This is a genomic window from Nonomuraea sp. NPDC049646, from assembly GCF_044465525.1.
In the GTDB taxonomy this organism is placed as follows: domain Bacteria; phylum Actinomycetota; class Actinomycetes; order Streptosporangiales; family Streptosporangiaceae; genus Nonomuraea.
The window spans coordinates 522,206-542,132 of sequence record NZ_JBITLU010000006.1 but is presented as its reverse complement, the minus strand read 5'-3'; the positions used below and the strand labels follow the sequence as shown (position 1 = coordinate 542,132).

General features: G+C 72.3%; 20 protein-coding genes and 1 pseudogene. 10 read left to right on the top strand and 11 right to left on the bottom strand.

Annotated elements, in window-relative coordinates; translation table 11 throughout:
• Positions 1-63 precede the first annotated feature (63 nt).
• The 3 genes from purN to ACIBQ8_RS21055 all read left to right on the top strand — a co-directional run bounded on the left by purN (position 64) and on the right by ACIBQ8_RS21055 (position 2,539).
• Positions 64-693, top strand: coding sequence for a phosphoribosylglycinamide formyltransferase (purN, locus tag ACIBQ8_RS21065; RefSeq protein WP_397192753.1), 630 nt, complete (start codon positions 64-66; stop codon positions 691-693).
• Positions 690-2,234 carry a bifunctional phosphoribosylaminoimidazolecarboxamide formyltransferase/IMP cyclohydrolase gene (gene purH, locus ACIBQ8_RS21060; protein WP_397170551.1) on the top strand — a complete coding sequence of 515 codons (1,545 nt, stop codon included), beginning with the start codon at positions 690-692 and terminating at the stop codon, positions 2,232-2,234. The genes purN and purH overlap by 4 nt, the downstream gene beginning before the upstream one ends.
• A 128-nt stretch (positions 2,235-2,362) precedes the next feature.
• Positions 2,363-2,539: a hypothetical protein gene (locus tag ACIBQ8_RS21055; protein WP_352323910.1), complete on the top strand. Its 177-nt coding sequence runs from the start codon at positions 2,363-2,365 to the stop codon at positions 2,537-2,539.
• Here the strand turns inward: ACIBQ8_RS21055 and ACIBQ8_RS21050 are convergent.
• Positions 2,536-3,435: an ROK family protein gene (locus ACIBQ8_RS21050; protein ID WP_397192752.1), complete on the bottom strand. Its 900-nt coding sequence runs from the start codon at positions 3,433-3,435 to the stop codon at positions 2,536-2,538. The genes ACIBQ8_RS21055 and ACIBQ8_RS21050 overlap by 4 nt on opposite strands.
• Positions 3,436-3,682: 247 nt before the next feature.
• Here ACIBQ8_RS21050 and ACIBQ8_RS21045 point away from each other — a divergent pair, with 247 nt between their 5' ends.
• Together ACIBQ8_RS21045 and ACIBQ8_RS21040 are read left to right on the top strand one after the other, a co-directional pair.
• A complete protein-coding gene (locus ACIBQ8_RS21045; protein WP_358282305.1) occupies positions 3,683-4,528 on the top strand; it encodes a bifunctional methylenetetrahydrofolate dehydrogenase/methenyltetrahydrofolate cyclohydrolase in 846 nt (281 codons plus the stop codon).
• Positions 4,529-4,603: 75 nt separating this feature from the next.
• Entirely contained in the window at positions 4,604-5,755 is a 1,152-nt protein-coding gene (locus ACIBQ8_RS21040; protein WP_397192751.1) for a C45 family autoproteolytic acyltransferase/hydolase, read from the top strand.
• Between the two features lie 6 nt (positions 5,756-5,761).
• On the opposite strand, the gene ACIBQ8_RS21035 is transcribed toward ACIBQ8_RS21040, so the two are convergent.
• The 6 genes and pseudogenes from ACIBQ8_RS21035 to ACIBQ8_RS21010 form a co-directional block, all read right to left on the bottom strand.
• A complete protein-coding gene (locus ACIBQ8_RS21035; protein ID WP_397192750.1) occupies positions 5,762-6,706 on the bottom strand; it encodes a thiamine pyrophosphate-dependent enzyme in 945 nt (314 codons plus the stop codon).
• A 383-nt stretch (positions 6,707-7,089) separates the two neighbouring features.
• Positions 7,090-7,344, bottom strand: a pseudogene (locus ACIBQ8_RS21030) (thiamine pyrophosphate-binding protein); the annotation flags it as partial.
• Positions 7,341-8,111: an ABC transporter ATP-binding protein gene (locus tag ACIBQ8_RS21025; RefSeq protein ID WP_397192749.1), complete on the bottom strand. Its 771-nt coding sequence runs from the start codon at positions 8,109-8,111 to the stop codon at positions 7,341-7,343. The pseudogene ACIBQ8_RS21030 and the gene ACIBQ8_RS21025, both read right to left, overlap by 4 nt.
• On the bottom strand, positions 8,104-8,853 hold the full coding sequence (locus ACIBQ8_RS21020; RefSeq protein ID WP_397192748.1) for an ABC transporter permease: 750 nt from the start codon (positions 8,851-8,853) through the stop codon (positions 8,104-8,106). Before ACIBQ8_RS21020 ends, ACIBQ8_RS21025 begins: the two co-directional genes overlap by 8 nt.
• A complete protein-coding gene (locus ACIBQ8_RS21015; protein WP_397170540.1) occupies positions 8,850-9,620 on the bottom strand; it encodes an ABC transporter permease in 771 nt (256 codons plus the stop codon). The genes ACIBQ8_RS21020 and ACIBQ8_RS21015 overlap by 4 nt, the downstream gene beginning before the upstream one ends.
• Positions 9,617-10,546, bottom strand: a complete 930-nt coding sequence (locus ACIBQ8_RS21010; protein WP_397192747.1) for an ABC transporter substrate-binding protein — start codon at positions 10,544-10,546, stop codon at positions 9,617-9,619. Before ACIBQ8_RS21010 ends, ACIBQ8_RS21015 begins: the two co-directional genes overlap by 4 nt.
• Before the next feature lie 100 nt (positions 10,547-10,646).
• Here ACIBQ8_RS21010 and ACIBQ8_RS21005 point away from each other — a divergent pair, with 100 nt between their 5' ends.
• Positions 10,647-11,417, top strand: coding sequence for an IclR family transcriptional regulator C-terminal domain-containing protein (locus tag ACIBQ8_RS21005; protein ID WP_397170536.1), 771 nt, complete (start codon positions 10,647-10,649; stop codon positions 11,415-11,417).
• Between the two features lie 21 nt (positions 11,418-11,438).
• On the opposite strand, the gene ACIBQ8_RS21000 is transcribed toward ACIBQ8_RS21005, so the two are convergent.
• Together ACIBQ8_RS21000 and ACIBQ8_RS20995 are read right to left on the bottom strand one after the other, a co-directional pair.
• The gene (locus tag ACIBQ8_RS21000; protein WP_352328557.1) at positions 11,439-12,311 is read right to left on the bottom strand and encodes a MurR/RpiR family transcriptional regulator; all 873 of its coding nucleotides are present in this window, start codon (positions 12,309-12,311) and stop codon (positions 11,439-11,441) included.
• Positions 12,296-13,726 (bottom strand): glycoside hydrolase family 3 protein, encoded by a 1,431-nt coding sequence (locus ACIBQ8_RS20995; RefSeq protein WP_397170534.1) that lies wholly within the window; start codon positions 13,724-13,726, stop codon positions 12,296-12,298. Before ACIBQ8_RS20995 ends, ACIBQ8_RS21000 begins: the two co-directional genes overlap by 16 nt.
• A gap of 88 nt (positions 13,727-13,814) precedes the next feature.
• Here ACIBQ8_RS20995 and ACIBQ8_RS20990 point away from each other — a divergent pair, with 88 nt between their 5' ends.
• A complete protein-coding gene (locus tag ACIBQ8_RS20990; protein ID WP_397192746.1) occupies positions 13,815-15,344 on the top strand; it encodes a glycoside hydrolase family 10 protein in 1,530 nt (509 codons plus the stop codon).
• Positions 15,345-15,631: 287 nt separating this feature from the next.
• Here the strand turns inward: ACIBQ8_RS20990 and ACIBQ8_RS20985 are convergent, their stop codons facing one another.
• Complete coding sequence (locus tag ACIBQ8_RS20985; protein ID WP_352362084.1) at positions 15,632-16,282, bottom strand: FHA domain-containing protein; 651 nt, start codon at positions 16,280-16,282, stop codon at positions 15,632-15,634.
• A 181-nt stretch (positions 16,283-16,463) separates the two neighbouring features.
• On the opposite strand from ACIBQ8_RS20985, the gene ACIBQ8_RS20980 reads away from it, so the two are divergent.
• Genes ACIBQ8_RS20980 through ACIBQ8_RS20970 form a run of 3 tightly spaced genes read left to right on the top strand, consistent with a single transcriptional unit; the run spans position 16,464 to position 19,152 of the window.
• Complete coding sequence (locus tag ACIBQ8_RS20980) at positions 16,464-17,585, top strand: citrate/2-methylcitrate synthase (protein WP_397192745.1); 1,122 nt, start codon at positions 16,464-16,466, stop codon at positions 17,583-17,585.
• Positions 17,582-17,881: a DUF3017 domain-containing protein gene (locus tag ACIBQ8_RS20975; protein WP_397170530.1), complete on the top strand. Its 300-nt coding sequence runs from the start codon at positions 17,582-17,584 to the stop codon at positions 17,879-17,881. The genes ACIBQ8_RS20980 and ACIBQ8_RS20975 overlap by 4 nt, the downstream gene beginning before the upstream one ends.
• A 53-nt stretch (positions 17,882-17,934) precedes the next feature.
• Positions 17,935-19,152, top strand: a complete 1,218-nt coding sequence (locus ACIBQ8_RS20970) for an NADP-dependent isocitrate dehydrogenase (protein WP_397170528.1) — start codon at positions 17,935-17,937, stop codon at positions 19,150-19,152.
• Between the two features lie 171 nt (positions 19,153-19,323).
• Here the strand turns inward: ACIBQ8_RS20970 and ACIBQ8_RS20965 are convergent, their stop codons facing one another.
• Entirely contained in the window at positions 19,324-19,914 is a 591-nt protein-coding gene (locus tag ACIBQ8_RS20965) for a GNAT family N-acetyltransferase (protein WP_397170527.1), read from the bottom strand.
• Positions 19,915-19,927 lie beyond the last annotated feature (13 nt).

The following is a 19,927-nucleotide window of genomic DNA, read 5'->3' as shown; positions in this document are numbered from 1 at the left end:
CGTCGCCGGGCGAGGAACAGATACCCTGTCAGCCCCACCCTGTTTCCATTCTTTGGAGTGTGCGTGTCAAAGGCTGGGCGGCTCGTCGTCCTCGTCTCCGGCTCTGGAACCAACCTACAGGCCCTGCTGGACGCTTCCGCCGACCCGTCGTACGGTGCGCGCGTGGTGGCGGTGGGCGCGGATCGGGACGGCATAGAGGGCCTGGCCAGGGCCACCAGGGCAAATGTCCCGACATTTGTTGAAAAGCTGGGCGATCATGCGACTCGGGCGGACTGGGATGCCGCTCTTGCCGCCAGGATCGCATCGTACGAGCCCGACCTGGTGGTGTCGGCGGGCTTCATGAAGATTTTGGGTGCGCCCACGCTCGACGCGTTCCCCGTGCTCAACACCCATCCGGCGCTGCTGCCGTCCTTCCCCGGCGCCCACGGCGTGCGCGACGCGCTGGCCCACGGGGTGAAGGTGACCGGCTGCACCGTGATGCTGGCCGACGCCGGGATCGACACGGGGCCGATCGTCGCCCAGGAGGCGGTGCCCGTGCTGCCGGATGACGACGAGCCGGTCCTGCACGAGCGCATCAAGACCGTCGAGCGCCGCCTGCTCGTCGACATCGTCGGCCGGATGGCCCGCGAGGGCTGGACGGTCAGCGGACGCACCGTCCGCATCGGCAACCAACCAGGAGGGGAAAGCACGTGACTCGCATCGCCATCCGGCGCGCGCTGATCGCTGTCTACGACAAGTCCGGGCTCGAAGAGCTGGCCAGGGCACTCGACGGCGCCGGCGTGGAGATCGTGTCGACAGGCGGCACGGCCGCCGCGATCGCGTCCCACGGGATCCCGGTGACCAAGGTGGAGCAGCTCACCGGCTTCCCCGAGTGCCTTGACGGCCGGGTCAAGACGCTGCACCCGCGCGTGCACGCCGGCCTGCTGGCCGACCTCACCAAGCCCAGCCACGTGGCCCAGCTCGACGAGCTGGAGATCGACCCGTTCCAGCTCGTGGTGGTCAACCTCTACCCGTTCCAGCAGACGGTGGCCTCCGGGGCCTCCGACGAGGAGTGCGTCGAGCAGATCGACATCGGCGGGCCCGCGATGATCAGGGGCGCCGCCAAGAACCACGCCACCTGCGCGGTCGTGGTCGACCCCGCCGCCTACGGCGACGTGCTCACCGCGCTCGACGAGGGCGGGTTCACGCTGCACGAGCGCCGCCGCCTGGCCGGTGTCGCCTACGCCCACACCGCCGCCTACGACGTGGCCGTGGCCAACTGGTTCGCCGGGCCGTACGCAGGCGGGGAGGAGGAGTTCCCCGAGTTCACCGGCGTCGCGTACGAGCGCAAGGCGACCCTGCGCTACGGCGAGAACCCGCACCAGCGCGCCGCCCTCTACACCGCCGGCTCCGGCGGCCTGGCCAACGCCGAGCAGCTGCACGGCAAGGAGATGTCCTACAACAACTACCTCGACTCCGACGCGGCCTGGCGGGCGGCCTGGGACTTCGCCGAGCCGTGCGTGGCGATCATCAAGCACCAGAACCCGTGCGGCATCGCCGTCGGCGCCGATGTGGCCGAGGCCCACCGCAAGGCCCACGCCTGCGACCCCGTCTCGGCCTACGGCGGCGTGATCGCGGTCAACCGCGAGGTCACCGTCGAGCTGGCCCGGCAGATCGCCGACGTGTTCACCGAGGTCGTCGTGGCCCCCGGCTTCAGCGCGGAGGCGCTGGAGGTGCTGCGGGCCAAGAAGAGCCTGCGCCTGCTGCGCTGCCCGGAGGGGCCGTCCCAGCCGCTGGAGTTCCGCCGCGTCGACGGCGGCCTGCTGCTGCAGGCGGTCGACCGGATCGACGCCGGCGGCGACGACCCGGCGGCGTGGGAGCTCAAGACCGGCGCGGCCGCCTCGCCCGAGCTGCTGGCCGACCTGGCCTTCGCCTGGCGCGCCTCGCGCTCGGTGAAGTCGAACGCGATCCTGCTGGCCGCCGGCGGCGCCACGGTGGGAGTGGGCATGGGCCAGGTCAACCGGGTCGACTCCTGCCGCCTCGCGGTGAGCCGGGCGGGGGAGCGGGCGGCCGGCTCGGTCGCCGCCTCCGACGCGTTCTTCCCGTTCGCCGACGGGCCGCAGGTGCTGATCGAGGCCGGGGTCAAGGCGATCGTGGAGCCGGGCGGCTCGATCCGGGACCAGGAGGTGATCGACGCCTGTGAGCAGGCGGGCGTCACCCTCTACTTCACCGGGACCCGCCACTTCTTCCACTGATCACCGATTCATCGGATAAGGGCAACAAGAGATCCACTTGTTGCCCTTTATCCGTTTTGGCGGCGAGCATCGGCACTCCCCGGTTACCCTGATTGCCGCCCTGCTGTGCTCATTCCCCCGGAGTTTCCATGCTCGACGCGACCCTGCATGCCTTCGTGACCATGAACGGCTTCTCGACCAGCCCGTTCGTCCTGCTGGTCCTCGCCTTCATCGGTGCCTACCTCGGCAGCCGGGTCGTCGAGCTCATCCCGTACACCCGCCGGATCATCGAGCGCCGCGAGGCCCGCTTCGCCGAGCGCGACTAGCCGGACAGCCGCCAGGCCAGCCGGGCCGCCCCGGCCAGGCCCGCGCGCACGCCCAGCGTGGTCGGCCGCACCCGGACCGCCCGGACGAACGCCAGCCCCGCGACGTCGTCGAGCGCCCGCTCCAGCGGGCCGAACAGCACCGCGCCGGCCGCCGACACGCCGCCGCCGATGACCACGGTGTCGAGCTCGACCGCCGCCGCCGTGGAGGCGATCAGACCGGCCAGCGCCCTGGCGCCGCGCTCGAAGGCCGCCAGCGCCACCGGATGCCCGGCGGAGGCGTCGGCGGCCAGCGCCCTGGCGTCGCGGTCGCCGGCGGGCGCCCAGCCGTTCTCCAGGGCCCAGCGGGCCAGGTTGGGGCCGCTGGAGTAGCGCTCGACGCAGCCCCGGCCGCCGCACTCGCAGCGCTCGCCGCCGGGATCGACGCTCATGTGGCCGACGTGCCCCGCGTTGCCCGCCGGGCCGAGCAGCGGCGCGCCGCCGATCACCAGGCCGCCGCCGATGCCGGTGGACACGACGACGCCGAGCAGCGACGCGCTGCCCTGCCCGGCGCCCAGCCAGTGCTCGCCGAGCGCCATGCACTGGGCGTCGCCGGCCAGCACCACGGGCAGGCCGGTCAGCCGCTCCAGCTCCGCGCGCAGCGGGAAGCCGCGCCAGCTCGGCATGTTCACCGGGCTCACCGTGCCCGTGGTGAGGTCGAGCGGGCCCGCGCAGCCGACGCCGACGGCGTGCGGCGGCGGCCCTTCGCCGGTCACCTCCGCGACCAGGCCCGCCAGGGCGGACATGACGTCGGCGCGCGGCGTGGGCCGCGTGGCGGAGCGCAGCAGGGAGCCGGTCTCGTCGGCCAGCGCGGCGGCGAGCTTGGTGCCGCCGATGTCGACGGCGAGTACGCAGCTCATCCGTGTGCCTGGGGGCCGGGCCGGCGGAGGCCGCCGAGGCGTGACAGGGGGAAGCGGGCGCGCAAGGGGAACCTCCGTAGGACAGGGTGCCGGCGCCCGACACGATATGCCCTTCCTTGATCGATGACAACGATGTCATCGGTTCCCTGTGGACAACGGACGCCGCCTGCCTCCCATCTGTGGAAAAACTGTGGACGGACGCGCGGCCGGTGCAGGGAAGCCGGGCAGTCATGGAAGGATTGACGGCATGAGCGCAGTGAAACTCGACGGCAAGGCGACAGCCGCCAGGATCAAGGCAGACCTCGCGACCCGGGTGGCCGCGCTCAAGGACCGCGGCATCACGCCCGGCCTGGGCACCGTCCTGGTGGGCGACGACCCGGGCAGCCAGATCTACGTCGCGGGCAAGCACCGCGACTGCGCCGAGGTCGGCATCGCCTCCATCCGCGTCGACCTGCCGGCCACCGCCACCCAGAAGGACGTCGAGGCGGCCGTCGACGAGCTCAACGCGTCCCCGGCCTGCACCGGCTACATCGTCCAGCTCCCGCTGCCGAAGCAGATCGACACGATGGCGCTGCTGGAGCGCATGGACCCGGCCAAAGACGCCGACGGCCTCCACCCGGTCAACCTCGGCCGCCTCGTCCACATGGTCGACGCGCCCCTGCCCTGCACGCCCCACGGCATCGTGCTGCTGCTCCAGGAGTACGACGTGCCGATCAAGGGCGCCGACGTCGTCGTGGTGGGCCGCGGCATCACCGTCGGCCGCTCGCTCGGCCTGCTGCTGACCCGCCGCAGCGAGAACGCCACGGTGACCCTCTGCCACACCGGCACCCACGACCTGGCCGCCCACGTCCGCCGCGCCGACATCGTGGTGGCCGCGGCCGGCGTGCCCGAGCTCATCACGCGGGACATGGTCAAGCCCGGCGCGGCCGTCCTCGACGTGGGCGTCTCCAGGGTGCACGGCAAGATCGCCGGTGACGTGGCCCCCGACGTCGAGGAGGTCGCCGGCTTCCTCACCCCCAACCCGGGCGGGGTCGGGCCGATGACCCGCGCGCTGCTGCTGTCCAACGTCGTGGAGGCCGCCGAGCGTTCCTGATTGGTGGGGGATGAAGCCCTGATGGGGGGAATGGGAAGAAGAGCGAGCCCCACCCCCATCACGGAAGGCCGATTCATGGAAACCCCGCTCATCGCCGTCGAGGGCACCTACGAGGAGATGGGGGCCGAGGTCGGCCGCCGCACCGCCGACCTGGTCGCGCGGAGCGTCGAGACCTACCTGCGGCGTTTCCGTGACAAGTCCGGCCTGTCCTCGGCCGACGTGCTGCGCTGGGGCCAGACCTTCCTCGACGTGGCCAGGGCGTACGACCCGAGCATCGCCGCCATGCTGGAGGGCCTGGCGGCGGGCGCGGGCCGGCCGGTCGAGCACATCGCCGCGCTCAACGCCCGTACCGAGCTGCTCGACGGCACCGGCTACCACGACGACGGCTGCACCTCGCTGGCCGTCCTGCCCAAGTACACCCGCGACGGCCACACCCTGCTCGCCCAGAACTGGGACTGGCATCCCGAGCAGGGCGCGGTCACCTTCCTGCTGGCCACCCGCGACACCGAGGGGTTCGCGGTGCTCACGCTGGCCGAGGCGGGCATGCTCGCCAAGTCCGGGCTCAACTCGGCGGGGCTCGGGGTGTGCGCCAACCGCCTGCAGTCCGACCGCGACCACGCCGGGGCCGGGGTCCCGTACCACTTCCTGCTGCGCGGGGTGCTGCAGTCCGACCGCATGAGCCGGGCCCACCGCAAGGTGCTCGACGTGCCGCGCGTCTCCTCGGGCAACCTGCTCGTCGCCGACGCCGGCGGCGAGGCCATCGACCTGGAGATGGCTCCCGGCACGTTCGGCGCGCTGCTGCCGCGCGACGGCCTGCTCACCCACGCCAACCACTTCGAGGCCGAGCTGCCGCTGGAGGACATGAAGGCGGCCAGGTCCGGCCTCACCCTGCTGCGCGCCGAGCGCGTGCGCCACCTGCTGGAGGACACCGCCGCCGAGCGCGCGGTCGGCCTCGAACACGTCGTCGCCGCCCTGCGCGACCACTATTCCTTCCCCGACGGCGTCTGCCGCCACCTCGACCCCGACGCCGGCCCGGCCGAGCAGTGCCTCACGGTCTACTCCGTCGTCATGGACCTCGACGTCCGCGAGCTGGCCATCGCCGGCGCGCCGCCGTGCGCCCGCCCGTACGAGCGGTGGGCCCTGGACGAGGTCTTCAAGCCGGACGCCGCCCCCGAGCTCTGCTTCGACCCGGCGGCCGACGGCGGTCGCCGCCCTCCGGCCTGGTGAGCCGGCTCACGGCTGGAAGTCCCGGTCCACGGCCACGGTGACGTCGAGCAGCAGGGGCTCCTCGCGGGCGGCCAGCGACGGGATCACCTCGTCGAGCACGGCCCCCAGCTCGGCGGGGCCGTCCACCCGCCGGGCGGGGCAGCCCAGCGACCTGGCCAGCGCGGCCATGTCCACCTCCGCGAACGGGGGCCAGGGGGCCTTGCCGCCCTGCCGGTCGGCCAGCCGGTCCATGACCGCGTAGCGGCCGTTGGCGAGCACGACGAACAGCGCGCCCACCCGGTAGTGGGCGGCGCTCCACAGGGCGTGCACGCCGTACAGCGCCGAGCCGTCGCCCACGACCGCGACCACCGGGCGCGCGGGCAGCGCCATGCGCAGGCCGACCGCGGCCGGCACGGCGAACCCGAGCCCGCCCATGGCCGCCGAGACGAAGCCCAGCGGGTTCCTGGCCGGGACGAGCCGGTGCAGGTCGGGACGGGACGACGGCGTCTCCTCCAGCAGCACGACGTCGCGGGGCAGCCGCCGGGCCAGCTCGCGCAGCACGTACGCGGGCCGCAACGGCTCCCCGCCGGGCGCCTGCGGGGCCGGGGCCGGTGGAACGGCCGCCGGAGCGGCGGGACGGGCCGGCAGCAGGGCCGCCAGCCGCTCGCAGACGACTCCCGGCGGGGCCAGGACGGCCAGGTCGGCCGGGCTCCGGTGCGCCTCGGCCGGGTCGTCGGTGACCACGGCGACCGCCGTCCCCGGCTCGACCAGCGGCCCCGGCGCGTACGGGTACTGCCGGAACACCGGCGCGCCCACGGCCAGAACGACGTCGTGCGGCGCGAGCACGGCCCGCAGCCGCCCCCGGTCGGCCGGCAGCACCCCCGCGTACTGCGGATGGTCCTGCGGGAACCCCGCCAGCGCCCCGAACGACTCCTGGAACACCGGGCACGCCAGCCGCTCGGCCAACCGCACCAGCGGCCCCAGGACGCCCCCGCCCCCGCCACGACTGCCGGGGACCGCGCCCCGGCCAGCAGCTCGACCAGCGGCGTCAGGCCGGCGTCGGGCACGGCGGCCGGCCGCAGCACCCGGGCCGGGGCCGCCGGGGTCTCGCCGGCGAAGGGCGCGTCCCAGTCGTCCATCGGCACCACGACCAGCGCGGGGCCCCGGTGCGTGACCGCCTCGTGAAAGGCCCTGGCCAGCGCGCCCGGCACGTCCTGGGCCCGCACCGGCTGGTCGGTCCACACCGGGTAGTCGCCGGCCAGCCCGGCCAGCCGCCCGGCGAGGAACGGCTCCAGCGCCAGGTGCCGCCGGTCCTGCTGCCCCACCAGGACGACCAGGGGCGCCCGGTTCACCCGGGCCGTGGCCAGGGCGCCCACCGCGTTGCCCAGCCCGGCCGTGGTGTGCAGCACGGCCAGCGCGGGCTCGGCGTGCCCGATGGCCCAGCCGGTGGCCATGCCGACGACCGAGCCCTCGTGCAGCGCGAGCACGAAGCGGAGGTCGTCCGGCAGCCCGGTCAGCAGCGACACCTCGGTCGAGCCGGGGTTGCCGAAGATCGTCGTCAGGCCGTGCCGCCGCAGCACCTCGAACGCCGCCGCCCTCACTGTGCTCATCGTGCCCCTCTCGCCTGCTGGATCCGCCGGTAGACCTGCCCGCGCAGCTCGCCGAAACGCGGCAGCGACCGGGTGGTGAGCTGGTCCCGGTCGCGCGGCAGGTCGATGGGCAGGTCCTCCATGACCGACGTCGGCGACGACGACAGCACGATCACCCGTTGCCCCAGGTAGACGGCCTCGTCGATGTCGTGGGTGACGAACAGCGTGGTCACCTCCAGGTCCCGCCAGAGCCGCAGGATCAGGTCTTCCAGGTCGGCCCTGGTCTGCGCGTCCACGGCGGCGAACGGCTCGTCCATGAGCAGGACCTGCGGCTCGTAGGCCACGGCCCGCGCGATCGCCACGCGCTGCTGCATGCCGCCCGAGAGCTGCCACGGATGGGCGCCGGCCACGTCGGCCAGCCCGACCGCCGCCAGCGACCCGGTCACCAGCTCCGCCCGCCGCGCGCGCGGCACCCGCTTCTCCCGCAGCGGCAGCTCGACGTTCTGCCGGACGGTCATCCAGGGGAACAGGCTGCGGCCGTACTCCTGGAAGACGACGGCCATGCGCGGCGGCGGCCCGGTCACCGGCTCGCCGGCCACCCGCACCTCGCCCCCGCTGACCGGCAGCAGCCCGGCCACGCACCGCAGCAGCGTCGTCTTGCCGCAGCCGGACGGCCCCACCACGCACACCAGCTCGCCCGCCGCGACGCCGAAGGTGACCGAGCCGATCGCCTCCACCCGGCGGCCGGGGCTCCGGTAGACCTTGTTCAGCCCGCGGATCTCAAGCACGGGCGGCACCGCCGCCGTGGTACCAGGCCAGCACCCACCGCTCCAGGCGGCGGAAGAGCAGCGACAGCCCGAGGCCGAGCAGCCCGAGCAGCAGGATGCCGCTCCACATCTCGGCGATCTGGAACTGCCGCTGGAACAGCACGATCGTGAACCCGAGCCCGCTGGAACCGCCGAACATCTCGCTGATGACCATGAGGATGATCCCGATGGACAGCGCCTGCCGCAGCCCGGTCATGATCTGCGGGCTCGCGCCGCGCAGCACGAACCGGCGCAGCCTGGCGGCGCCGCGCACGCCGTACATGCGGCAGGTGTCCGACAGCACCTCGTCCAGCGCCCGTACGCCCTCCACGGTGTTGAGCAGGACGGGCCACACACAGCCCGACACGATGACCAGCACCTTCATGGCCGTGTCGATCCCGGCCAGCAGCATGATCAGCGGCACCAGCACCGGCGGCGGGATGGCCCTGAAGAACTCCAGCACCGGTTCCAGCGTGGCCCGCAGCCGCCGCGACAGCCCGATCGGCACGCCCAGCGCCACCCCGAGCAGCCCGGCCACCGCGTAGCCCGCCAGCAGCCGGGCGAGGCTCGGCAGCACGTCGTCGAGCAGCCGCCGGGACAACCACGTCGCGGCGAAGGCCCGGCCCACCTCGGCCGGGCCCGGCAGGTAGAACGTGCTGCCGCCGACCGCCCACCAGAGCAGCACCAGCGCCGCGGGCAGGGCGACCAGCCTGAGCGCCCTCACGCCGCCGCCTCCGAGCGCACGGCCGGATGCCAGGCCAGCACCCGGCGTTCGAGCAGCCGCACGGCCGCGTTGACCGCGATGCCGACGCCGCCCGCGAGCACGATCAGCGCGTACACGTCGGGCACGGCGCCGCTGCTCTGCGCCACCTGGATCTCCGCGCCGAGCCCGGGGCTGCCGATCACCAGCTCGGCCGTCACCGCCAGGATGAACGCCACCGCCGCCGCCAGCCGCAGCCCGGTCATCACGTACGGCAGCGCCGTCGGCCACATCAGGTGCCTGATCCGCGACCAGGCCGACAACCCGTAGGAGCGGGCGGTGTCGTGGGCGACGGGATCGACGGCGGCGACGCCGTACAGGACCTGGACGAGCACCTGCCAGAAGGCGGCGTACACCACGAGCAGCAGCGTCGAGCCGAGCGTGGCGCCGAACAGCAGCGTGGCCAGCGGCACCAGCGCGACCGACGGGATCGGCCGCAGGAACTCCACCGTCGAGCCGGTCAGCGCCCGCAGCCCCGGCACGGTCCCGATCAGCACGCCGGCCACGACCGCCGCGCAGAACGCCAGCGCCAGCCCGAGCGCCCAGCCGCGCATGGTCTCGCCGAGCGCGATCCAGAGCCGGGCGGTGGCCAGCTCGGCGGCGAGCGCGCCCAGGATGCGCGTGGCCGGGGGCAGGAACCGCTCGTCCACCAGGCCGAGCCGCGGCACGGCCTCCACCAGCGCGAGCAGGCCGCCAAGCCCGGCGAGCCCGTGGAGCAGGTCGCGCCTCACGGGACCAGCGCGGACACGTCGATCCTCTTCGTCAGCACGCCGTCGGCCAGCGCCAGGTCGGCGATGGCCTGCACGGACGCCTTGTCGACCTCGACCGGCCACTTCGGCAGGTGGATCTTCGCGATCACCTCAGGCGCGATCTTCGTGTACGTCCCGAGGATCTGCCGCACCTCGTCGGGATGGCCGTCGGCGTACTCCAGGGACTTGCGCATCGCCGCGGTGAACCGCCTGGTCAGGCCGGAGTCGGTGCGTCCGGTGGTGAAGTACATGGCGACGGTGAGTCGCGGGGTCGCCTCGGCGAAGTTCCAGGCCACCGGCCGCGCCCCCTGGCTGATCGCCTGGCTGACGAACGGCTCGACCACCCAGATGGCGTCCACCCGGCCGCTGCGCAGGGCGGCGGGCGCGTCGGGGAAGGGCAGCTCGACGAACTCGATGCCGTCGGGGTCGCCGCCCGCCTTGCGGACCGAGGCCCGGATGGTCGTGTCGCCGATGTTCCTGAGCTGGTTGACCGAGATGCGGCGGCCCGCCAGGTCCTTGGCCGACCTGATCGGGCTGTCCGGCTCGACCAGCACCGCGCTGAAGTCCGCGCCCGGCCGCCCGGTCGAGGAGACGCCGTTGGCCACCACTTTCACGTCCAGCCCCTGCTGCTTGGCGGTCAGCAGGGAGGTGGTGTTGGCGAAGGCGAACTGGAACTGCCCGCCGACCGTCCCCGAGATGCTGGCCGCGCCGCCCTGCACGGGGGTGATCGTCAGGTCGATGCCCTGCTCGGCGAAGAAGCCCTTGGCCCTGCCCAGATGGATGGGCGCGGTGTCGACGATCGCGATCACTCCGGCGTTGACCTTGTCCCTGCCTCCCGCCGTCGTGCCCGGCGGGCCGCCGCAGGCGGCCAGGAGCAGGGCGGCGAGGATGATGAGAGCGCGACGCACGGCTGCTCCTAGGTGTTCGCCATGCGCACAGGTATTCTCTGTCCGAACAGCTCCATATGGCGGAAACTACGCCCTTGTCGGCTTCTGTCAAGGGATCACCATGGTCGATCATGTGCAGTCGCTGGCCAGAGGGCTGGCGGTGATCCGCGCGTTCAGCGCCGCGGCGCCCGAGCTGACGCTCAGCCAGGTGGCGCGGGCGACCGGCCTCAGCCGCGCCGCCGCCAGGCGCTTCCTCATCACGCTCGCCGACCTCGGCTACGTGCGCAACGACGGCCGGCTGTTCGCGCTCACCCCGCGCGTCCTGGAGCTGGGGTACGCCTACCTGTCCGGCCTGTCGCTGCCCGAGGTCGCCGGCCCGCACCTGGAACGGCTGGCCGCCGAGGTGCACGAGTCCGCCTCGGTCGCGGTCCTCGACGGCGAGGACGTCGTGTACGTCGCCCGCGTCGCCACCGCCCGGATCATGAGCGTGTCGATCAGCATCGGCACCCGCTTCCCGGCCTACTGCACGTCGATGGGCCGGGTGCTGCTGTCCGCCCTGCCGCCCGGCGACCTGGACGCCTACCTGGGCCGGGCCGCGTTACGCCGGCTGACCTCCCGGACCGTCGTGCTGCCCGGCGCGCTGCGGGACGAGCTGGACCAGGTGCGCCTGCGCGGCTGGGCGATGGTGGACCAGGAGCTGGAGGAGGGCCTGCGGTCCGTCGCCGCGCCCGTACGCGACCACGCCGGCCGTACGGTCGCCGCCGTGAACGTCTCCACGCACGCCGGACGTACCACCCTGCACCAGGTCAGGACGGGGCTGCTGCCCGAGCTCCTGGCCGCGGCGGCGCGCATCGAGGCCGACCTGGCGAAGGTCTCGGTGACCCGCGCCTGACGCCGTCACGCCGGTCGCCGGTCACCGGTTGCGGTAGCGGTCGGTCGCGTCGCGGGTGGCCCGGATCGCCGCCTCGGCCCGGTCGTAGGTGCGCTGGGCCAGGCCGACGAAGATGCAGTCGACGATCAGCAACTGGCTGATCCGGCTGGCCAGCGCGCCGGGCCGGAAGGCGGTCTCCCGGCCGGCCGACACCAGCGTGTGGCTGGCCAGGTCGGCCAGCGACGAGCGCGGGTTGTTGGTGATGGCCACGATCAGCGCCCCCGCCTCGGCCGCCGTACGGGCCGGGACCAGCACATCGGGGGTCTCGCCGCTGCAGCTGATGGCCACCGCCACGTCGCCGTCCCGCAGCAGCGCCGCGCTGGTCAGGGCCAGGTGGGCGTCGCTGAACGGATGGCTGGACAGGCCGATGCGCAGCAGCTTCTGCGACATGTCGGCGGCCACCAGCCCCGAGGCCGCCACGCCGTAGACGTCCACCCGCCGGGCCACCGCGATGGCCTGGACGACCTCGCCGAGCTGGTCGGGGTCGAGCTGCGCCGCCGTGTCCGCCAGCGCGTCGGACTCCGCCCGCGCCACCTTGGCGATCACGTCGGTCAGCGGGTCGTCGGGGGCCAGGTCGCCGGGCACCAGGCGTTCGGGCTGCTTGGCCACGGCGGCGGCCAGCGCGAAGCGCATCTGCGAGTAACCGGCGAAGCCGAGCGCCCGCGCGGTGCGCACGATCGTGGCCTCGCTGGTGCCCGACACCGCGCTGAACTCGGTGATCGTGCTCCGCACGACCAGCCCGGGGTCGTCCAGGATGATGCGCCCGATGGCCTGCGCCGCCGGGGTCAGCGACGGCAGCACCGCCCGCACGGTGGCGACCGGGTTCGCGGGCTCGGTGTTCAACGGGTCAGCCATTCGGCCGCCGCCTGCGCGGAGACGCGGGAGATGCCGTGCGTGGCGAGGTGGGCGGCCCCGACGGGCGCGTCGCTGATGCCGGTGTCCACCACGATCGCGTCGGGCCGGACGGCCAGCGCCCGCGCCAGCGCCTCGCGCACCCACGGGTGCCGGGCCGCGTCGTGCACCACGAGCACCACGGGACGGTCGTCGAAGGCGGGCAGCTCGCCGTCGCGGTCGAGGCGCACCCTGGCGGTGTTCGGCAGCCGGGCGGCCAGCGCCGCCGCGATGCCGGTCGGCGTGGCGGGATCGACCGCCTGGTTGAGCCGGGTGTTGACCTCCACGACCAGCGGCCCCCGGTCGAGCACGGCGGTTCCGGTCGTGGTCAGCGCGGCCCTGGCGGCCTCCAGGCCGACGCCCTCGTCGATGTCGGCGCGGGCCTTGTCGCGCAGTTCGGAGCGCTCGGCGTACCAGGCGGACAGGGCGAGCACCCGGCCGGCCGCCTCGGCCAGCCGCTCCTCGGCCAGCCGGCCCGTGCGCACCGCCTCGACGACGGCGTCGCGCATCTCGTGCAGGCTCCGCTCGTCGGCCCGGCCGGCGCAGATGGTGTCGGCGCCGGCGGCCAGCGCGCGCACCGCGATCTCGCCGGGGCCGAACATAGCGGCCACGGCCTGCATCTCGATCGCGTCGGTGACCACCACGCCGTCGAAGCCGAGCTCCCCTCTGAGCAGGTCGGTCAGGGCGCTGTGGCTGAGCGTGGCCGGCATCGACGGGTCGAGCGCGGGCACGAGCAGGTGGCCGGACATGATCGAGCGCACCCCGTGCGCGATGGCGGCCCGGAACGGCGGCAGGTCGCGCTCGTCGAGCACCGCCCGCGAGGCGTGCACGGTGGGCAGCGCCAGGTGGGAGTCGGTGGTCGTGTCGCCGTGCCCGGGGAAGTGCTTGGCGCAGGCGGCCACGCCCGCGCCCTGCACCCCGGCCACGTACGCGACGGTGTGCCGGGCGACCAGCTCGGGGTCGGGCCCGAACGAGCGCACGCCGATGACCGGGTTCTCCGGGTTGGCGTTCACGTCGGCCGAGGGGGCGTAGTCGAGGGAGATGTCGAGCTCGGCGAGCATCCGGCCGATCTGCCGGCCGACCCGCTCGGTCAGCTCGACGTCGTCGGCCACGCCCAGCGCCCGGTTGCCGGGGAAGGAGCTGCCGGCGAGCACTTCGAGCCGGGTGACCGCGCCGCCCTCCTCGTCGATCGCGACGATCGCGCCGGGGTTCTCGGCGCGCACCGAACGGACGAGCTGCTCGCCGATGGAGTTGCGGGCGAACAGGATGACGCCGCCCAGGCCCTCGCCCAGCGCGCGGCGCAGCCAGTCGGGAGGCGACGTCCCTTCGAACCCCGGCTGGAGCACCGTCATCGCAAGTCGGACCAGCTCTGCGCTCATGCGGCATTTTCCTTCACGGTTGTTGATCTGAAGGTAATTTTCTGTCATCGTCGCCCTCGACACAACCATTGTCGAGAGGCCACCCCCCATGCCCAGCAGAAGGACTCTCCTGAAGGGTCTCGCTCTCGCCGCCGCCGCGTCCGCCGTGCCGCTGCCGGCCTTCGCCCAGGCAGACTACGTCCCCCCGCTGCGTCAGATGCGCGGCATGTGGATCGCTTCCGTCGTCAACATCAACTGGCCCTCGAAGCCGGGGCTGAGCGCCGACGAGCAGAAGGCCGAATACCTCGCCTGGCTCGACGTGGCCGTGCAGCGCAAGCTCAACTCCGTGTTCGTGCAGATCAGGCCCACCGCCGACGCGTTCTGGCCGTCGCCGTTCGAGCCCTGGTCGCAGTACCTGACCGGCACCCAGGGCCAGGACCCCGGCTACGACCCGCTCGGGTTCGCCGTGGAGGAGACCCACAAGCGCGGCCTGGCCTTCCACGCCTGGTTCAACCCCTACCGCGTGTCGATGCAGCCCGACCCGAGCAAGCTGCACCCCGATCACCCCGGCCGCAAGAACCCCGACTGGATCCTGCCGTTCGGCGGCAAGCTCTACTACAACCCGGGCATGCCCGAGGTCCGCAAGTTCTGCCAGGACGCGATGATGGACGCGATCACCCGCTACGACATCGACGGCCTGCACTTCGACGACTACTTCTACCCGACCAACACCACTGCTTTCGACGACAGCGCTGCCTTCGCCAAGTACGGCGCCGGCTTCCCCGACCTGGCCCCCTGGCGGCGCAACAACGTCGACCTGATGGTCAGCGAGATGCAGCAGCGCGTCCTCGCGGCCAAGCCGGAGATCGCCTGGGGCATCAGCCCGTCGGGCATCTGGCGCAACAAGGGCACCGACCCGCTCGGCTCCGAGACCAACGGCGGCCAGTCCTACGACAACCTGCACGCCGACACCCGCGGCTGGGTCAAGAAGGGCTGGCTGGACTACATCGCGCCGCAGCTCTACTGGTACATCGGGCAGCCGCCGGCCGACTACTCCAAGCTCGTCCCGTGGTGGTCGGACGTGGCCGCGGGCACGAACACGCTGCTGTGGATCGGGCAGGCGGCGTACAAGGCGGGCGACCCGGCCCAGGCCGCCGAGTGGCAGAAGCCGGACGAGCTGTCCAGGCACCTGACCCTCAACCGCGCCCACCCCGAGATCAGCGGCGACATCTGGTACAACGCCAACGACGTCAAGGTGGACCGGCTCGCCTCCATCACGACCGCCGTCAACGACCACTACCAGCGGCCCGCGCTCGCGCCCGTGCTGCCCCGCCTGGCGAACGGCGAGCCGCCGCGCCGCCCGGTGGTGGCGTACGCGCTGCGCCGCACCGGCGGCGTCGAGGTGCGCGTGGTCGCCACCGGCCGGGACGAGCCGTTCCAGTTCGCCATCTTCCGGTTCCCGGGAGAGGCCGGCCAGAACGCCTTCGCCGACGCGCGCAACCTGGTCGCCGTCGTGCCCGCCGACCGCCAGATCCGCTGGACGGACCCCGACGGCAAGCGCGGCGACCACTACTACGCGGTCGCCGTCGACCGGGCCAACAGGACCAGCAAGCCCAGCCACGGTTTCCGGGTGATCTGAAAGACCCGGGCGATCCGAAAGACCCGGCTGATCTGAAAGGCCCCGGTGCTCCGAAGGACACCGGTGAAGGAACGCTGACCTCCGGCGACGAGCGCATGGCTCACCAGCGCGCGTCGCCGGCACGTTCCCTGACCGGCGACGAGCGGGGCGCGCGCCACCGGCCTGTCGGCCCGCGGTCGCCCGCCGTCGCCCGTTCCGCGCCCAGCAGGGATGGGCACGGTGATCTCTCGATGGTTCCGACGCTGCCGGAACCCCTCGCCGAAGCCCCGGTCGCGATCTGGCTCCCTCTAGGAAGCCCTCCTACCGGCCGCCGACGGCTGCTGCTCAGCCGCGGCGCCCGCCGACCGCTGTGGTGGCACCACAGGGGTCGGGCGCACCAGCCCGAGCGCGACGACCTCGTTGGCGAGGCGCGTGCGGCGGTTGGTGCCCTCAGGAATCCTGAACTTCTGGTACAGCCGCAGCAGGTGCTGCTTGACCGCGGCTTCGGTCACGACCAGGTCGTCGGCGATCTCGCGCGCCGTCGCCGGAGCGACGAACGCCTCGTCGGACAGCGCCGGCCTGCAGAGCGAGGTCAGCACATCGACCTCGCGCCTGGTCAGCTCGGGCGCCGCCGCCCTGCGCAGCTCGACCTCGGGGGTGAAGTCCTCACGGGGGACTCCACCGATGCGACCCCGCGCCGCGCCGAACGAGACGACGTCTCCGTCGTCAAGGACCCTCCGGGCGATCGGCCTGCCGTTCACCCGTGTGCCGTTGCGGGACAGGCCCAGATCAACGACGTACAGGTAGGGTCCTCGTCTGACGAACTCGGCATGGAGTCGAGACACACTGGGGTCGGTGAGCCGGATGTCCACACCCCGGCCTCTCCCGACCGTCGTGATCTCGGGGCGCAACGGGACCACGTCGCCGGTGTCCTCGATGCGTATGAACGGCCCCTCCACGGCAGTTCCTCCCCAGGTAGCCCGCCGTAACTATTACTACAGCTCCGGCTTACCCAACCGAGGGGATGCGGAATCTCCTTTGCCGAAAGGAGAATCCCCCGTGAAATTGGTCTGGACCTCTGCGGACGGTTTTACCTGCTCACGGGTAGACTTCGGAGGAAGATAAGCGGAGGAAACACTCATGGCGGACAAGCCCACGAAAGGCCTGGCCGATGTCGTCGCCGCGTCCACAGCGCTGAGCGACATCGACGGCAAGGCCGGTCGCCTCTTCTACCGTGGATACGACATCCACGATCTGGCCGGCCGAGCGACGTTCGAGGAGACCGCGTACCTGCTGCAGCACGGCAGGCTGCCCGACCGGGCCCAACTGGCGGCGTACGGCGCCGACCTGGCCCAGGGCAGGGAGCTCGGCGCGCTGGTCGCCGCCAACGTGGCGGAGATCGCCGAGAAGCAGAAACCCATGGAGGCGCTCCGCTCCCTCGTCTCACTCTCGGGCGCCGACGACCCCGACAAGGACTCCACCGCCCCCGACGCGAACCTGCGCAAGGCGGCCCGCCTGACCGCGCAGCAGCCCGTGCTGGTCGCCCGCTACCACGCCGCGCGCACCGGCGGCGCGGCCCCCGAGGCCGACCCCGAGCTCAGCATCGCCGGAAACTTCCTGCTCCAGGTCACCGGACGCGCCCCCGAGCGGCGCGCGGTCGAGATCTTCGACGAGTGCCTGGTGCTGCACGCGGACCACACGATGAACGCCTCGACGTTCGCCGCCCGCGTCTGCGCCGCGACCCTGTCGGACATGCACTCGGGCATCGTCGCGGCCATCGGCACGCTCAAGGGCCCGCTGCACGGCGGCGCGAACGAGCAGGTCATGAAGACCCTGGAGTCGATCCCGCCGGGCGGGGTGGCCCAGGCCGTGCGCGACAAGCTCGCCGCGGGCGAGAAGATCATGGGCTTCGGCCACCGCGTCTACAAGACCGAGGACCCGCGCGCGACGCACCTGCGCCGCATGTCCGCCGAGCTGGCCGAGGCCGCCGGCGACGACACCTACTACCGGATGTCGAAGGAGATGGAGGAGGTCGTCTTCGAGACGAAGGGCCTCTATCCGAACGTCGATTTCTACGCGGCGTCGGTCTACCACTACCTTGGCATTCCGACGGACCTGTTCACCCCCGTCTTCTCGATCAGCCGCATGTCCGGCTGGACCGCGCACGTGATCGAGCAGCATGCCGACAACAGGCTGATCCGGCCCGACAGTGAATACATTGGCGAGCGCGATCAGAAGTGGAAGCCAATAGAAGAGCGTTGAGCCGAGAGAACGAACGTGAACGCTGGGGACCGTTCCCGCTGATCGTGGCGGGAGCGGTCGCCGCCGTGCTCGTGATCCTGTTGGTGGACCCGCGCTGGGGCGGGTTCGCGCTGGGCGGCGTGCTGATGGTCGCCGCCGCGCTCCGGTTCGCCGGGTTCGACGGGCAACTGGCCGTCCGCGACAAGAAGACGGACGTCATCACGCTGATCGCGTTCGGCTTCCTCATGTCCCTGACCTCGCTCGCGCTGTACAACAACGCGTTCAAGGCCTGGCTCCTGTCCCTTTTGGCCGGTTGACGGGACGGTCCGATAGCCTCAACGCATCCATTCATTGAAGGGGAACCATTCGCATGCCCAAGATCAAGGTGGAGGGTCCGGTCGTCGAGCTCGACGGCGACGAGATGACCCGGATCATCTGGCAGTTCATCAAGGACCAGCTGATCCTTCCCTACCTCGACGTCGACCTGAAGTACTACGACCTGGGGATCGAGTACCGGGACTCGACGGACGACCAGGTCACCATCGACGCCGCCAACGCCATCAAGAAGTACGGCGTCGGTGTGAAGTGCGCCACCATCACCCCCGACGAGGCGCGGGTCGAGGAGTTCGGGCTCAAGAAGATGTGGAAGTCCCCCAACGGGACCATCCGCAACATCCTCGGCGGCGTGATCTTCCGTGAGCCGATCATCATGTCGAACGTGCCGCGGCTCGTGCCCGGCTGGACCAAGCCGATCGTCGTCGGCCGTCACGCCTTCGGCGACCAGTACCGCGCCACCGACCTGGTCATCCCCGGCGAGGGCACCCTGACCCTCACGTACACGCCGAAGGACGGCTCCGAGCCGATCGAGCTCGACGTGTACGACTTCCCGGGCGGCGGCGTCGCCATGGCGATGTACAACCTCGACGAGTCGATCCGCGACTTCGCCCGCGCCTCCATGCGCTATGGCCTGGCCCGCAACTACCCGGTCTACCTGTCGACGAAGAACACCATCCTCAAGGCGTACGACGGCCGCTTCAAGGACATCTTCGCCGAGGTCTTCGAGACCGAGTTCAAGGCCGACTTCGACAAGGCCGGGCTCACCTACGAGCACCGCCTCATCGACGACATGGTCGCCGCGGCGCTCAAGTGGGAGGGCGGCTACGTCTGGGCCGCCAAGAACTACGACGGCGACGTGCAGTCCGACACCGTCGCCCAGGGCTTCGGCTCGCTCGGCCTGATGACCTCCGTCCTCATGACCCCCGACGGCCAGACCGTCGAGGCCGAGGCCGCCCACGGCACCGTGACCCGCCACTACCGCGAGCACCAGAAGGGCAACCCCACCTCCACGAACCCGATCGCCTCGATCTTCGCGTGGACGCGTGGCCTGGCCCACCGCGGCAAGCTGGACAACACCCCCGCCGTGACCGACTTCGCCGACAAGCTGGAGCAGGTCTGCATCGAGACCGTCGAGGGCGGTCAGATGACCAAGGACCTCGCCATGCTGGTCGGCGGCGACGCCAAGTGGCTCACCACCCAGGACTTCCTGGCCGCCCTGGACGAGAACCTCAAGAAGAAGATGTCTGCTTGAGAAAAAGCGGCCTCTACCTGCGGCTTCGTCGCACGGTAGGGGCCGTTTCGCATGTCCGGGGCCGCCCGCGCCGTCCCCGACGGCTGCGCCTCCAGCGTGAACGGCTCCACGGCCGAGAGCCGCTGCGCCGGCGGCACGGGCCGGCACCAGATCGCGATCATTCCATCGGCGTCAACAAGCGCTGACACCCCTGAGGCGCCAGTCGTCCGCGGTGAGGCGGTACAGGACGTGGCGGCGCAGCCGGTGGCCGGGCGGCAGGACGGGATGGTCGAAGTCACCGTCGGGGTCGTGGACCATGCCGAGGCGGCGCATGACGGCGCTGGAGCGCGTGTTGACCGTGGCCGTGAAGGAGACCACCTCCGCCAGGCCGAGCCGGTCGAAGGCGAAGCCGAGCGCGGCGGTGGCCGCCTCGCTCGCGTAGCCGTGCCCCCACGACCTGCGGTTGAGCCGCCAGGCGATCTCGACCGCCGGCATGAAGGGCGCCTCGAACGAGGGCCGGTGCAGGCCGGTGAAACCGATGAACTCGCCGGTGTCCAGCCGCTCCAGGGCCCAGCGTCCCCAGCCCTGACGGGTGATCAGGTCGTCGCTGGCGGCGGCGAGCGCGTCGCTCTGCTCGCGGGTGAGCGGGGCGGGGAAGTGTTCCATGACGGCGGGATCGGCGTTGAGCTCCGCGAAGGGCTCGCGGTCGGCGGGGCGCCAGGGCCGCAGCAGCAGGCGCTCGGTACGCAGCTCGACCGGCGGCAGATGGGTGGAGTCGATCACCGGTCGCATCTTA

Excerpts from the sequence above, each read along its gene's own strand:
- ACIBQ8_RS21045 (WP_358282305.1), top strand. The coding sequence starts at position 3,683 with ATGAGCGCAGTGAAACTCGACGGCAAGGCGACAGCCGCCAGGATCAAG.
- ACIBQ8_RS20990 (WP_397192746.1), top strand. The coding sequence starts at position 13,815 with ATGCCCAGCAGAAGGACTCTCCTGAAGGGTCTCGCTCTCGCCGCCGCC.
- ACIBQ8_RS21040 (WP_397192751.1), top strand. The coding sequence starts at position 4,604 with ATGGAAACCCCGCTCATCGCCGTCGAGGGCACCTACGAGGAGATGGGG.
- ACIBQ8_RS20970 (WP_397170528.1), top strand. The coding sequence starts at position 17,935 with ATGCCCAAGATCAAGGTGGAGGGTCCGGTCGTCGAGCTCGACGGCGAC.
- ACIBQ8_RS21055 (WP_352323910.1), top strand. The coding sequence starts at position 2,363 with ATGCTCGACGCGACCCTGCATGCCTTCGTGACCATGAACGGCTTCTCG.
- ACIBQ8_RS21005 (WP_397170536.1), top strand. The coding sequence starts at position 10,647 with ATGGTCGATCATGTGCAGTCGCTGGCCAGAGGGCTGGCGGTGATCCGC.
- ACIBQ8_RS21050 (WP_397192752.1), bottom strand. The coding sequence starts at position 3,435 with ATGAGCTGCGTACTCGCCGTCGACATCGGCGGCACCAAGCTCGCCGCC.
- ACIBQ8_RS20995 (WP_397170534.1), bottom strand. The coding sequence starts at position 13,726 with ATGAGCGCAGAGCTGGTCCGACTTGCGATGACGGTGCTCCAGCCGGGG.
- ACIBQ8_RS20980 (WP_397192745.1), top strand. The coding sequence starts at position 16,464 with ATGGCGGACAAGCCCACGAAAGGCCTGGCCGATGTCGTCGCCGCGTCC.
- ACIBQ8_RS21000 (WP_352328557.1), bottom strand. The coding sequence starts at position 12,311 with ATGGCTGACCCGTTGAACACCGAGCCCGCGAACCCGGTCGCCACCGTG.